Annotated in this window: 17 protein-coding genes; 12 read left to right on the top strand and 5 right to left on the bottom strand. The window is 58.1% G+C overall.

Annotated features, from left to right (window positions below; translation table 11 throughout):
* The first annotated feature begins 346 nt into the window (after window positions 1-346).
* From HMJ29_RS12945 to HMJ29_RS12890, 12 genes are all read left to right on the top strand, one after another.
* Window positions 347-664, top strand: a complete 318-nt coding sequence (locus HMJ29_RS12945; protein ID WP_244679268.1) for an ArsR/SmtB family transcription factor — start codon at window positions 347-349, stop codon at window positions 662-664.
* A 68-nt stretch (window positions 665-732) separates the two neighbouring features.
* Complete coding sequence (locus HMJ29_RS12940) at window positions 733-1548, top strand: sulfite exporter TauE/SafE family protein (RefSeq protein WP_171591891.1); 816 nt, start codon at window positions 733-735, stop codon at window positions 1546-1548.
* Window positions 1549-1638: 90 nt separating this feature from the next.
* Entirely contained in the window at window positions 1639-2994 is a 1356-nt protein-coding gene (locus HMJ29_RS12935) for an MBL fold metallo-hydrolase (protein WP_171591890.1), read from the top strand.
* A 62-nt stretch (window positions 2995-3056) separates the two neighbouring features.
* Entirely contained in the window at window positions 3057-3395 is a 339-nt protein-coding gene (locus tag HMJ29_RS12930; RefSeq protein ID WP_171591889.1) for a rhodanese-like domain-containing protein, read from the top strand.
* Window positions 3396-3501: 106 nt separating this feature from the next.
* Window positions 3502-4062, top strand: a complete 561-nt coding sequence (locus HMJ29_RS12925) for a YeeE/YedE family protein (RefSeq protein ID WP_171591888.1) — start codon at window positions 3502-3504, stop codon at window positions 4060-4062.
* Between the two features lie 25 nt (window positions 4063-4087).
* The gene (locus HMJ29_RS12920; RefSeq protein WP_171591887.1) at window positions 4088-4711 is read left to right on the top strand and encodes a class I SAM-dependent methyltransferase; all 624 of its coding nucleotides are present in this window, start codon (window positions 4088-4090) and stop codon (window positions 4709-4711) included.
* A gap of 21 nt (window positions 4712-4732) precedes the next feature.
* Entirely contained in the window at window positions 4733-5143 is a 411-nt protein-coding gene (locus HMJ29_RS12915; RefSeq protein WP_171591886.1) for a DUF6691 family protein, read from the top strand.
* A 46-nt stretch (window positions 5144-5189) separates the two neighbouring features.
* Window positions 5190-6248, top strand: a complete 1059-nt coding sequence (locus HMJ29_RS12910; protein ID WP_171591885.1) for a c-type cytochrome — start codon at window positions 5190-5192, stop codon at window positions 6246-6248.
* Entirely contained in the window at window positions 6217-7053 is an 837-nt protein-coding gene (locus HMJ29_RS12905) for an OprD family porin (protein WP_171591884.1), read from the top strand. The genes HMJ29_RS12910 and HMJ29_RS12905 overlap by 32 nt, the downstream gene beginning before the upstream one ends.
* Window positions 7054-7134: 81 nt before the next feature.
* Window positions 7135-7440, top strand: a complete 306-nt coding sequence (locus tag HMJ29_RS12900) for a hypothetical protein (RefSeq protein WP_171591883.1) — start codon at window positions 7135-7137, stop codon at window positions 7438-7440.
* A gap of 67 nt (window positions 7441-7507) precedes the next feature.
* The gene (locus HMJ29_RS12895) at window positions 7508-7693 is read left to right on the top strand and encodes a hypothetical protein (protein WP_171591882.1); all 186 of its coding nucleotides are present in this window, start codon (window positions 7508-7510) and stop codon (window positions 7691-7693) included.
* Window positions 7694-7735: 42 nt separating this feature from the next.
* The gene (locus HMJ29_RS12890) at window positions 7736-8260 is read left to right on the top strand and encodes a DsrE family protein (protein ID WP_171591881.1); all 525 of its coding nucleotides are present in this window, start codon (window positions 7736-7738) and stop codon (window positions 8258-8260) included.
* A gap of 518 nt (window positions 8261-8778) precedes the next feature.
* Here HMJ29_RS12890 and HMJ29_RS12885 read toward each other — a convergent pair.
* The 5 genes from HMJ29_RS12885 to HMJ29_RS12865 form a co-directional block, all read right to left on the bottom strand.
* The gene (locus tag HMJ29_RS12885) at window positions 8779-9048 is read right to left on the bottom strand and encodes a YgaP family membrane protein (protein ID WP_171591880.1); all 270 of its coding nucleotides are present in this window, start codon (window positions 9046-9048) and stop codon (window positions 8779-8781) included.
* 152 nt (window positions 9049-9200) lie between these two features.
* Window positions 9201-9449, bottom strand: coding sequence for a hypothetical protein (locus HMJ29_RS12880; protein WP_171591879.1), 249 nt, complete (start codon window positions 9447-9449; stop codon window positions 9201-9203).
* A gap of 345 nt (window positions 9450-9794) precedes the next feature.
* Complete coding sequence (locus HMJ29_RS12875; protein WP_171591878.1) at window positions 9795-11864, bottom strand: RICIN domain-containing protein; 2070 nt, start codon at window positions 11862-11864, stop codon at window positions 9795-9797.
* Window positions 11865-11990: 126 nt separating this feature from the next.
* Window positions 11991-12188, bottom strand: a complete 198-nt coding sequence (locus HMJ29_RS12870; RefSeq protein ID WP_171591877.1) for a hypothetical protein — start codon at window positions 12186-12188, stop codon at window positions 11991-11993.
* 544 nt (window positions 12189-12732) lie between these two features.
* Entirely contained in the window at window positions 12733-13398 is a 666-nt protein-coding gene (locus HMJ29_RS12865) for a response regulator (protein ID WP_171591876.1), read from the bottom strand.
* Between the last annotated feature and the right edge of the window lie 244 nt (window positions 13399-13642).

Below are 13642 nucleotides of genomic sequence, written 5' to 3'. Positions count from 1 at the left end.
GCCGCGCCAAGCGGGTTATGCACAAGCGGGTTATGCAGTTAAGGTGGTAGCACTATCATGGCTCACCTGGAAAGGCTAGGGTTGCCTATGAATATTCTTAGTGTGCAGCATGGTGAATGAACTGCTGGCCGCCTTGGCATCCTGCCGGGAGGTGGAGTCCTTGCACCCACTCAGGCCGTGACCACAGCGCCCAGTACCAGTTATTGTCTGGGGCCTTAAAAGTGAAGTGAAAAGGCAACTGAGCCGGTATTTGCGGAAACTTGCGTGCGGTTATGAAGTATGTTGGAACCAAAACAATCGGCAAACTTGTATACATGAACAAATGATCATACATTTGTAACATCTTATGACCCCGAATACCACCTCCGCCGATCTGAACCTAACCACCGAAAAGATGGAGAAGGTGGCTTTTATCCTTAAGACCACGGCCCATCCCACCCGCATTGCTATTGTGCAGTTGCTGGCCAATCAGGAGAGCCTGTCGGTAACGGACATCAGTGAGAAGCTCAACGTTGAGCAAAGCCTGCTCTCCCATCACCTCACGGGCATGAAGCTGAAAGGTATTTTAAGCTCTCACCGCGACGGCAAAAACATCTTCTACTCGCTGAAGATGCGCGAAGTAGTCGACGTAATTCAGTGCTTGGCTGGCTGCACGTTCCTGTAGTGGGAGCCAGCTTTTTTGCCAAATACATGAACAATCTTTCATGAATTCATACGTTCACCCGTTCATCCATGCTACACTATATCGGCTACTTCGCGGCTATTTTCATTGGCCTCTCCCTCGGTATTATGGGGGGCGGGGGCTCCATCCTTACCGTGCCGGTGCTGGTGTACCTGATGGGCGTGAGCCCGGTGCTGAGCACGGCCTATTCCTTGTTTGTGGTGGGCTCCACCTCCGTGGTGGGGGCCTCGGGCTACTTTCGTAAAGGGCTGGTGTCGTTAAAAACGGCTATTGTGTTTCTGATTCCTTCGCTGCTGGCCGTGTTTGCGGTGCGCAAGCTGCTTATGCCCGCCATTCCGCACGAGCTGTTCACCATCGGTAGTATTGTCTTTACCAAAGACCTACTGGTTCTGGTGGCCTTCGCGGTGCTGATGGTTGTTGCGGCTACCTCCATGATCCGTAGCAGGCAAGCGGAGGAGGTGCTCGACGAAGAACTGCACCAGCAGCATGCCCTCAACTACCCACTGATTCTGGGCATTGGCCTGGTTGTGGGCACGCTCACAGGCTTCGTGGGCGCGGGTGGGGGCTTCCTGATTATTCCGGCCCTGGTGCTGGGCGCCCGCCTGCCCATGAAGCTGGCCGTGGGCACTTCCCTGGCCATTATCGCCCTAAACTCCCTCATTGGCTTTACGGGCGATTTAAGCGCCGGCACTCCCATTGCCTGGACTTTTCTGCTCGGCTTTCTGGCCTTTGCCCTAGTGGGAATTGTGCTAGGCACGTACCTAGCTCGCTTCATCCCAGGCGCCAAGCTTAAGCCCGCTTTCGGCTGGTTTACTCTGGCCATGGGCACCTTCATCCTGCTACGCGAACTGGTATTCACCCCTTAAGCAGCTGATCCTTACCCAGTAATTCTCGTTTCCCAGTTTACCTCTCCTGAGATTTTTTTTGTTTCCACCCACCTCCCAACCGCTTTGGTCATGAAAATCGAACAGTTTGAAGACAAGGGCCTGGCCCATTTCTCCTATGCCATCCTCAGCGAGTGCGCCCGTGAAATCGTGCTCATCGATCCGGCCCGCGACCCACAGCCATACTACAACTACGCCAAGGCCAACGACGCTACAATCGTGAGCGTCATCGAGACCCACCCCCACGCCGACTTCGTGTCCTCGCACTTAGAAATTGCCCAGACTACCAGCGCCACCATCCGGGTGAGTAAGCTGCTGGGGGCCGATTACGCCCATGAGGCTTTCGATGAAGGTCAGGAGTTTACCGTGGGCAAGCTCACCTTCCGGGCCCTGAACACCCCCGGCCACTCGCCCGATTCCATCAGCATTGTGCTCAGCCGCGAAGGCAAAGATGAAGCCGTATTCACTGGTGATACGCTCTTTATCGGGGACGTAGGCCGCCCCGACTTGCGTGAGAAGGCCGGCAACATGACGGCCAAGCGCGAAGAGTTGGCCCGGCAGATGTATCACTCGCTGCGAGACAAGCTGATGCCCCTGGTCGGTACAGTGTTGGTGTACCCCGCCCACGGCGCGGGATCCCTCTGCGGCAAGGCCCTGAGCGGGGCTAACAGCAGCACCATAGCCGACGAGAAGTTCGGCAACCCAATGTTACGCGAGCTGAGCGAGGAAGAGTTCGTAAAAGAGCTGCTTGCTGACCAGCCCTTCGTTCCCAAGTATTTCGGCTACGACGTGGCCCTGAATAAAGCTGGCGCCCCCAGCTATAAGCCGAGCTTGCTGCAAGTGAACCGTTTGGCTTCAGGCACTGCCCTGGAAGCCGGTACCATTATCATTGACACCCGACCCGAAGCCGAGTTCAAAAAAGGCCACGTGAATGGCGCCATCAACATCCAACAGGGTGGCAAGTTTGAAACTTGGCTGGGCTCGATTGTTGGACCCGAAGAGCAGTTTTACCTAATTGCGGCCGACGAGGCCACACGAGAGGATCTGATTCAGAAAACGGCCAAAATCGGATACGAAGCCTTGATCAAAGGTGCGCTGGTGGGTACGCCGGCCATTGAGGTCACCATGCCGAAGCTGGATGTGGAGCAGTTCCGCCAGCACCCGGAGCAGTACACTATCGTGGACATTCGCTCGGCTACCGAGCACCGCAATGAGCCCATCTTCGCCGGTGCCCTTAGCGTGCCGCTGCCCGAGCTGCGGGAGCGGGCCAGCGAGATTCACACGGATAAGCCGGTGGTAGTGCATTGCGCCGGTGGCTACCGCTCGGCGGCGGGCTCCAGCATCGTGGCCGACACGCTGCCTGGCACCGAAGTGCTGGATTTGGGCGAAGCCGTGAAATCCTTCCAGTCGGCTTCGGCCGCTCACTAATATTGCCGGAGAGTGCCGCCCTTGGCTACACTTTTGGTTCAATTTTAACCGCTGTTTACACCATGTTTGGTCTCTTTAATTCTGCTTCCAAAGCTTATCAGGATTTGAAGCCCGCTGAGTTTTCCGCTGCCCTACGCCAGCCCGGTATCGTTCTGCTGGACGTGCGCCGCCCCGATGAGTTTGCAGGCGGCCACCTGCCCGGGGCGGTCAACATCGATGTTACTGCCCCCGACTTCGCGCAGCGTGTGGCGGCGCTGGATAAAGCCAAACCTACCTACGTGTACTGTCGCAGCGGGGCACGCTCAGCCACTGCCGCCGGCCAGCTCTCCAAGGTCGGATTTGAGCATGTATCCAACCTACTAGGCGGGGTGCTGGACTGGCCCGAACAACTGGTTCGGTAAAGTCTCTACTCCTTATGCTTTCAGCATATTTCAGGAGCTCCAGCCAGCCGCCGTTACTAGCAGGCTGAAACCCTTTTCGCTCCATATTTCTTTCTGATTCCATTTTATGCTTGAGTTACTTCGCCAGCCCTGGCCCTGGTACGTGGCCGGTCCCTTGATTGGGTTGACCGTCCCCGCTCTGCTGCTCATCGGCAATAAGGCCCTGGGCATCAGCTCCTCGCTGCGCCACGTATGCGCCGCTTGCGTGCCCGCCGGTATTCCCTTCCTGACCTACAACTGGCGGGCGGAAATCTGGAACCTATTTTTCGTGCTCGGCATCGGCATCGGCGGCTTTATCGGCTACCAACTCCTGGGCCACGCCGATGTCATTGCTATTTCTCCGGAAACAGTGCGCGACCTGAAAGCGCAGATGCACCTGACTGACTTCTCTGGCCTGCTTCCTAAAGAGTTGTTCGCCCTCGAGAATCTCTCCAACTGGAAAGGTTGGGTATTCTTGGTGCTGGGGGGCTTCCTCGTCGGCTTTGGTACGCGGTACGCCGGGGGCTGCACCTCAGGACACGCCATCTCGGGCCTCTCCAACCTGCAGTGGGTGTCGCTGGTGGCCGTGATTGGCTTCTTTGTAGGCGGTCTGCTGATGACTTGGGTGTTCTATCCGTTGCTATTTTAACTGGCTTACTCTCCACCATCCTGCCATGCATACCGTCCCCCACCCCGCGGCCGCCGAGTTCTGGGATGCCCGTTACGAAAGCGAGGCGTACGCCTACGGCACTGAACCCAACACGTACTTCCGCCAGCAGTTGGATAAGCTGCCGCCCGGTCGGCTGCTGCTGCTGGCCGAGGGCGAGGGCCGCAACGCGGTGTACGCCGCTCGGCACGGCTGGCAGGTAACGGCCGTGGACTTCAGCGACGAGGCCCGCGCCAAAGCCCAGCGCTTGGCCGTGGCCCAGGGTGTGCACCTGGACTACCAGGTGGACGATGTGACCAGCCTGCGCTGGCAGCAGCCCGGGCACTATGACGCCATCGGCCTGATTTACGCCCACCTGCCGCCCGTAGCCCGCTGGGCCGTGCATGCAGCGGCGGCCCAAAGCCTGGCGCCCGGGGGGCAACTATTTCTAGAAGCCTTCAGTCCCCGCCAGCTGGGCCTGCCTTCCGGCGGCCCCAAGTCGGCCGAACTACTCTATACCCCCGACATTCTGGCCCAGGACTTTATGGGGCTCACGGTGCGGGAAAACCACGAGCTGGGCGTAGTCCTGCACGAGGGCAGCTTCCACTCGGGTCCGGCCAATATCGTGCGCCTGCTGGCCACGCGCTCCTAATCTTTTCTTCTGTTACTTGACATGAAAAATCTGAAATACCTGGTGCTGGGCGTACTGTTTGGCATCGTCCTGACTAAAAGCGAAGTGGTAAGCTGGTGGCGCATTCAGGAGATGTTTCGCTTCCAGAGCTTCCATATGTATGGCATCATCGGCTCAGCCATTGCAGTGGGCCTGATTTCCATTCAGCTCATCAAGCGCAACCACCTCAAAACCATCAACGGCGAGGAGATAAAGCTGGCTAATAAGAAGTACAACCACGGCACGTGGATCGGGGGCACCATTTTCGGGCTGGGCTGGGCCCTGACTGGGGCCTGCCCCGGGCCTATGTTCGCCCAGCTGGGCAGTGGGGTATCCGGTGCGGCCGTGCTGATTCTTGCGGCCCTGGCCGGCACCTGGACCTACAGTGCTCTGCGCGAGAGGTTGCCCATGTAGGGCTAACTGATTATTGTCCTCCCCTATCTTCTAGCCTACGCCTGTCATGGAGCCTTCTGAGGAACCCATTGTTGCGCGCCTCTCGGGGCTGGTACAGGTGCTGCTGCTGATTACAGTCGCGCTGGCGCTGGTTGTGACCACTGTGCTAATCCAGCTTTACTGGCCCAACACTGCTGCTCCGGCAGTATCCGTGGCGAATGAAGCCAGCCAGGGGCCACCCCCACCCGGCAGCTACCACCGGCCGGCTACCCCGGCCCCGGACACGGCGACCATTCCCCGAACCGCCGCCGGCTGGCAGATCCGCTACGGCCGTAACCTGATTGCCCACACCGCCCGGTATCTGGGGCCGCAGGGTTCCGTAGCACACCTGACTAACGGCATGAACTGCCAGAACTGCCACCTCGATGCCGGCACTAAGGGCTTTGCCAACAACTACTTGGCCGTGGCTGCTACCTACCCCAAGCTGCGGGCCCGCTCGGGCACTATGGTCACAACCCAGCTGCGGGTGAACGACTGTATAGAGCGCAGCCTCAACGGCCGGGCGCTAGATGACAGCAGCCGGGAGATGTGCGCCATCGTGGCCTACATCAACTGGCTGGGCCACGACATTCCAAAGGGAAAAAAAGTGTACGGTACCGGGTTCACGAAGCTGGCCTACCTGCCGCGGGCTGCTGATCCGATAGTGGGCAAGGCGGTGTTTGCCGCCAAGTGCCAAAGCTGCCACGGCCCCAACGGAGAAGGCAAGCCGCAGGCCGACGGGCGCGAGTACCAGTACCCGCCGCTCTGGGGAAGGCATAGCTACAATGACGGTGCGGGCCTGTACCGGGTCACCAACCTAGCCAAGTACGTGAAGGCCGCCATGCCCTTTGGCACGACCTTCGACCACCCCCAGCTCACTGACGAGCAGGCTTGGGACGTGGCCGCCTTCGTCAACTCCCAGCCTCGGCCGCACCTGAACACGCCCAGGGACTGGCCTAATATCAGCAAAAAGCCCGTGGACCATCCCTTCGGGCCATACACCGACTCCTTTTCGGCGCGCCAGCACAAATACGGGCCGTATCAGCCCATCGAAGATGCCCACCCGCAGCTGGCCAAGGCCAACTAGTTTGCCCGCGGTGCCGCGTACCCAGCGCTTCTTACTGACTAGCCTGCTGTCGGTGGTGGCCTGGGCGCAGCACGCCGGCCCGGATATAATGGGGCACACGCAGCTGCCGCTATACCCCACCCCGGTGGCGCCCGATACGGTGCGGGCCCGTTCTCTGCCGGAGGCTTTCCCTCGGGGATGCTGGCACGGGCGGGTGCGCAGCTACACGATGGGTAGCGTGAATGAGGGCTCTTACCCCGATTACTATGCCAGTGGCCTAGGAGCCGGAGCCCGTTTTAAAACGGCTTCCTTCTATGGGCTGCAGGTAAGGATAGGCGGCTTTTTCTGGGCCAACCTGGCTTCCAATGATCTGGTGACGCCGGACTCACTGGCAAGTGCCGTGAGCCGCAACAAAGTGGGCCTGTTCGACGTGACGAACCCCACGCGACGCCGGCTTACCGGGCGGGCGGAGGAGCTGTTTCTGTGCTACCGCTGGCGGCATTCCATCCTTACTCTGAGCCGGCAGCTGCTCACTACCCCGCTGCTCAACCCCCAGGATGGCCGCTTGAGCCCTAACTACGCCGAAGGGTTGTGGCTGGAAATAAATGAAGTGCCCCGCACCACCGTTTCAGCCGGCTGGCTGACTGGTCTGGCCGTGCGCTCTACCATTGAGTGGACGTCCGTTGCCGGTTCGGTGGGCTTCTACCCGACGGGCGTAACGGAGTCCGGCCAGCGGGCTCAGTACGCGGGCAATCTCCGCAGCTGTGGGCTGGGGTTTGCGGGCGTCAGCCGGCAGCTTAGCCCGCGCACTATGGCCCAGGCCTAGAGCTACTATGCCAACAACCTGTTCAATGACTGCTTCGCAGAGCTGACCACCGGCCGGATCCTGGGCACGGGCCAGCTCACGTTGGGTGCTCAGTACCACTACCAGCGCACGGTGGGCACCGGCGGCAACACCAATTCGCAGCCGGCCTACAGTGCCCCCGGCCGCCAGGCCCACGCCTTAAGCTCTCGCCTGAACCACCAGCGCGAGGCCTGGAGCGTGAGCGGCAACTACACTCACATCACCCGCACCGGGCTCCGGCTGTTCTACCGCGAGTGGGGCCGCGAGCCATTTTACACGTTTCTGTCCCGGGAGCGGGAAGAAGGCTTGGGGGCGTGCACGCCGCCTCCCTGCTGGGGAGGTACACCTTCGCCCGGGTGCCAGGTCTAAAGGCCGAAGCCGGCTAGGCCACTATTACTTACCCGACGTAAAAAACACCCGCCTGAACAAGTATAGTATGCCCTCGTATCGCCAACTGAATGCCTCCCTGACGTATGCCTTCCCGGGCAGGGCCACAGGGCTGCGCGGACAGTTGCTCTACGTGTACAAAGGCCGCCTGGGCAACCCCTACGGGGAGGTGCGCTACGCCGTCAACAAGGTAGGCCTGCACCTGCTAAATGCTCAACTGAATTACGACTTTTAAGGCCGCCGGCCCGTTTCTACCCACCCATAATTCTTTGCCTCCATGCTAACTCTTCGCCCCTTACTTACCACGCTGCTACTCATCGGCGCGGCCCTTACCGCCACGGCTCAAACGTCCGCAACGAGGCCCACCACACCCGTCACGCCGCCCGTCCTCTTGCCGCCCAATGCTATCTTTGCTGCCAAAGCCGCTAGCTACGCTGGCGCGCCAGCTACTAAAGGCCACTACCGGGCAGTATATCAACTCGATAGTAGCGACCCCAAGCTCATTAACCAAACCCTACACAACATGAAGAACGCTCTGGAAGACCCGCGCCTGCAGGGCCGGCTGGAGCTGGAGCTGGTAGTGTTCAGCGGCGGCACGGTAGTGTTCCGCAAAGACCAGCCTTATGAGGCCGACGTGTTGGCCCTGCAGCAGGCGGGCGTAATCTTGGCGCAGTGCGCTAACTCAATGAAGGCCTATAAGCTGACCAAGGATGACATGCTGCCTTACATCTCTATTGTACCTACCGGTAACGGCGAGCTGATCATTCGCCAGGCCGCTGGCTGGGCGCTGGTGCACCCGTAACCATTTTCTAGCGTATCTCCGTGTGGCTTAAAAGCTCGGCTTGCGCGAAAACTGGCGGCGGTTCAGCCCGTTGGTGTTCGTCAAAGCCTTCGTGGGCGGCATGGTGGGCTTGGAACGCAGCACCTACCCCCGGCTGTCAGAGCAAAAATGTTTGAGAAGAACCTCAAAGGCACCTATGGCCAGAACCAGCTGCACCAGATGGGCAGCTACACAAAGAGTGCTCTGAGCCTGAAAGGGTATATTAAAGCCGAAAACTCCAGGAACAGCCACCAGCATACTGTATTTGTGCAGGGCCAGCCTCTGGAGCTGCAACGTATGTACCAAACTGGCTTCATCACTTCGCAAGGAGTGCTACCCAGGTAGGGCCCTAAACGCCGGAAAGCCGGCTGCCCCCCTGTGGCTGTTATGCTGGCCTACCTGAGCCAGCATGGCAGCCACAGGGGGGGTACCCAACCATACATTTATCTTGGTGTAGTAACTTGGGCAGCCGAGTTTGCGGGCAGCAGGAGAAAGGGTAGCTATTTATGGCTGCCCGGGGAATGCACACCGGCGGTTTTGGGTACGGGCCCGAGCACCGTGCGCAGCTCCTGCCCCTCAAAGGGTAGGCCTGCCAGTGGAGAGAGCAGGCACCAGTCGAAGGCGCCCATAGCCAGCGGCAGCAAGCCAGCTGCGGTCAGGCCCCAGCTTTGGCGCCCCTTCGCCAAGCCTGTACCAATGAGGATGGTGCCGACGGCAATGCGAGCGACCCGGCCGCCAGGGGAAGCAATTAAGCGCAGAAGCTTGTCCATAAATCGCGGAAGAAAACAACCAATATTATTACCCAAGACTATACGGCAATCGGGGCGGCGTGGCCATCGCCAGTAGGGTAACCGGCGCTGCGGGCCCTGCCTACCGGGCCAGAAAGGGGCGGAGTGCTAGCGCAAGGCGCCGTACAACGCGCTCAATGATATCCTGGGTACACTATATACCCCGCGCTTTTAGCCAGCGTTAGCCAAAAGCCCTGCTCCCGTACTGGCGTAGCCCCAGAACCCATCAGGGGCAAGCCTGTTCCGCCAGCGGCTAGAGAAGCTGCGTTGAGTTGATATAGCAAGAGAGAATCATAGTCGTCTATGATGTAGGCCACCTCCCCCACTACTTGAATGCCGATAGCGGAAGGCAAAACGGCTTCGCTCTGAATAAGGGCCTGCATAGCAACTATACTAGTGGCAGTTAGGGAAGGTCAGGCAGCAGATCTAGACCAGCTTACCCCCATGCAGGCAAGCTTAGCTGGCGCAGGCTCAGGCGTGCTACACGCAAACCAGGCGCGTAAGGCAGCTGACGCTATGCAGGGCTAGTGCAGGCAGAGTCATCTCACTAAGCTCTACATCAAACTACTATGAAGCTTCAGGTACGCAGAGCTCACTTCATCTGTTTAAAACGAGTCAGCTCCTGCCTGGGGCTGCGCAGTAGGTAAGAGTACTACACGGCAGGCCTAGGCAGGAGCTGAAAACGGACAGAAGAAACATGGCGGCTAACTTCTGGCCTACGGAGTGTGCTACTTAGTTATGGTAAACTCTACCCGCCGATTAAGCTTGCGGGTTTCCTCCTTGTCGTTGCTGGCGCGGGGGCGACTGCCGCCGTAACCAACAGTAGTAATGCGGTTTTCAGTAATGCCTCGCGTTACGAGGTAGCGCTTTACCTCCGCCACACGCGACTCGGAGAGCTCCTGATTAAGCTTGGCATTTCCCTGGTTATCGGTGTGGCCTTCCAGGCGAATGTTCACGGTGGGGTTATCCTGCAGAGTACGGGCCAGGCGGTTCAGCTCTGTGTAGGAAGCAGGCAGCAGGCTGTACTTGCCTTGCGCAAATATGAGCGTGGGCAGCTCCAGGCTAGAGCCCACGGCGGCAGGTACCAACAACAGCTCCCGACTCAGGGAGCCCGTGGTAAGCGTTACGGTATCAGTAGCGGTGAGGTAGCCGGCGCGAGTGGCCTGCAGGCGGTAGCTGCCGGGTGGTAGGGTCATCTGGAAGGCGCCGCCCGTGCTTTCAGTGCGAGCGGTGGCATTAAACGCCAAATCATTACCCAACCGAATGGCTTTCACCTCGGTACCTAGCCCCTGCCGGGTTTTGGCGTCGAGGGTGCGGCCGGTAAGCAGAATCCGGGCGGCCACGGCGGGGTTAGTGGGCGCAGCGGGTTGTGGAACCGGCACGGTGTCGGGGCGAGCTACGCTCGCCGCCGTCCGGAACAGGTCGGCGGGGCTATTGGGGGTGGGTGCTGAGGCGTAGAAGGCCTGCTTGCCATCGGCGGAGAGAGCCAGGTAGGCATCGAAGCCCGGGCCATTCAGCGGCGCACCCACGTTGCGCGGCTCCGACCACCGCGTCCAGGAGTCATCGAGCCGCTCACTCACGAAAATATCGGCGTTGCCGAAGCCCGCATGGCCGTAGGAGCTGAAGTACAGGGTTTTGGTATCAGCCGAAAGCCAGGGCGCAAAGTCATAGCCCGGTGAGTTTACTACGTTGCCCAAGCTCATGGGCTCACTCCAAATGCCGTCGCCGGTGGGGCGGCAGAGGTATAGGTCGTTGCCCCCCTGCGAATCGCCGCGCTCTAGTGAAAGGAGCAGGAACTGCTCATCGGGGGTCATGTAAAACGAGGTGGCGGGCCCCGCGGAGTAGTAGTTAGGAATGATGAGAGCCGCCGGGCGCACATTCTTACCCTGCAGGTTCCGGGCTACTTTGCTGGCACTTTCATCGCGGTAGCTGCCGTCGCGCTCATAGCGCCCGCGCACCAGCAGCGATTCCCCGCTGGCCCCCACTACGGCCATTACGCCATTGTGCTGAGGGGTATTCAGAGCATCGAGGCGGGTGGCAGGAGCCCAGTTAGAGTTAGCTGCCGGGGCGGTGCTTACCCAGATGTCGCCTGATTCGGCCACCCCTTCGGTATTGCCGGCGTAGCGCGTCCTTACAAAATAGAGGGTCTTGCCATCGGGGGTGGGCACGGGCTGAAGCTCGTTGCCTCCGGGCGTGTTCAGGCTCATCAGGGGCTCGGGCTGGCCAAAGCCAGGCTTGCTGGCGTCTACGTTCAGGCGAAGCTTAAATAGCTTCCACTGCTGCGAAGCCCGGTTGAGAACGCGCTGGCCTACGATAGGCGTACCGTTGAATTTATCGGCGGCTGCCAGGGCCACGCACTTATCATTGCCACGGCTCACCAGCATGAAGCTGCCCAAGGGGCCCGAAGGAATTAACTTCCATTGCTGGTAGAAACTGCCGGTCCAGGGGCGCTGCACCAGCGGGGCATTTTCGTCGGGGCTTTCCAAGGTAAGGCACTTGCCACTGTGGCGGGCCTCAATCCGGTAGAAGTCGCTGCCGGTGGCAGCGGGTACAAAACGCCACTGCTGACTATTAGAATGAGTAAACTCCCACTGCACCGCCGCCGCTCCCGCTTCAGTTGAGGAGTTGGCAATATCCAGGGAACGGCCGCTACTCCGGGGAATTAGCCCGTACCAAGCGGATGCATCGGGCACGAAAGCCGCCTGACCAGCGGCTGAGAAGGTAATCAACCACACTGCCAGCAAAGGCAGCAATAAGCGAGTGAGGGTGTTTGTCATGCACGCTGAACGGATGGACATAAGCGCAAGTTAGCCGAAATCTACACCACAGCCGGCTAAGCACACGAAAGCGCCGCTTTTTCACCCAAGGAAAAAGCGGCGCCTGATAAGTAATAATGTCTTTGTAGTGTTCTATCAATAAGCAGATTAGCTAGCGTTGTTGATATACTTGAAACGCACGAAGCGCTCATTCTCATAGATAGCGGTAAAATGACCACCAGCAGACTTGGGTTCTGCTTTACGGTCGGCATTGCGGCTTGCAGAGGTGGAGGCAGGCATGGAAGGGTAAGCACCGGGCATGCTGGCGGGAACGTGACAGATGAAAGACAGGATTTTAGAAGCCATGGTGTGATACGGTTAGTAGTTAAAAGAGCTGACTAGAAAGCGTGTTTTCAGTGGAAGTTGAACCAAGACAAGTCCATTTAGTAGGAGGATACTTGCATTTGATTGAACGATGCTAAGGTATACTCTTTCACCGCATAATGTAAATCCGTAGCAACCCGTATTTTCGTCTCCGTGCCAGCACGGATAGAGTTAGGCTCACTATCAGACGCTTTTCACCCGGATTATTTGAATAGTTATTCTTCTATTTTTCAGGTATTTGCCTATCAATTAACTGAAATTACATCCTCTATCAAGCTATGGCGGTTTACGCATATATCATTACAGCCATATATACTATAGAATTATCCTACTTTTCGAAAGCGCACAAAAAGTAACACCCACAAACAGGCCTAACAGCTGCTTGCGGGTGTTCGTCGTTTATGCAGGCAATTTTACCGGTCTAATTTCGCAGCCCAACTCCATCAGGTAGGGTTTAGTGGTGCCGGCTACTTACTGGGTTGCTCGCTTGATATGCTGGTATGATTATACTTCACGCTGTGCGTGCTTAAGAAATCAACCGGTTACGCAGGGCATACTGAATGAGGCCTACCACAGACTTCGAATTCGTTTTTGTGAGAATATTCTTCCGGTGGGTTTCTACCGTGCGCTCACTTATAAACAAGGTCTCGGCAATGTGTGAGTTTGAATACTCACGGGCAATTAGCTGCAGTATTTCTCGCTCCCGGTTGGTTAGCTCCGAGGCCCGAGCCTCCTTCATCTGCTCTCGTGAGGCCGGAATTTGAATGTTTTGCAATACCGTGGCGGCTACTTCGCTGCTGAAATAAGTGCGGCCCGCTGCCACTTCCCTAATGGCCCCTGATAGCTCAGCTTTCGAGGCCGTTTTGAGCACATACCCCGCGCAGCCAACTTCCAGCACCTCGGCCACCGAGGCATGGTCGTGGAACATACTCAGAATCAGAATTCTAATTTGGGGATAGGTCTGGCGGATGGTGTAGGCCAGTTCTACGCCCGTCATACCGGGCATGTTCAGGTCAAGAACGGCCACCCGAATCTCAGGGTGCTCCGCTAATACCTGCAGGGCCTCGTCGCCACTGTTGGCTTGGGCGGCTACCGGCAAATCTACTTCAGAGCGTAGCAATGCCTTCAGTCCTTCCACCACTACTGGGTGGTCGTCAACAAGCAACAGCGGAATTTGATTAGAAGTGGGCATAGGTGTAGTCATAGGCGGCTGAAACCCGAACATTTTGTACCTCTCAAGCGCTGCCTGTAATCTGAACAATGGGCCTCAACAGGCTGGTAATGCGCTTTTGCTGCTCTGGTTAGGTAGAAAGTTACTGTTTTCCCCAAGGGCACCAAGAATGCAGAATATTATATATTCCAGCATTTGTCCCCTAACCCCGTTGTATTCAACAAAGTTCTATCTCAATGCAGTCAATAAGGAAAAAGGAGCGCCC

It is taken from the genome of Hymenobacter taeanensis (assembly GCF_013137895.1).
Taxonomy (GTDB): Bacteria; Bacteroidota; Bacteroidia; order Cytophagales; family Hymenobacteraceae; genus Hymenobacter; species Hymenobacter taeanensis.
The sequence above is the reverse complement of the archived record's forward strand: the minus strand, read 5'-3'. Positions and strand labels throughout refer to the sequence as shown.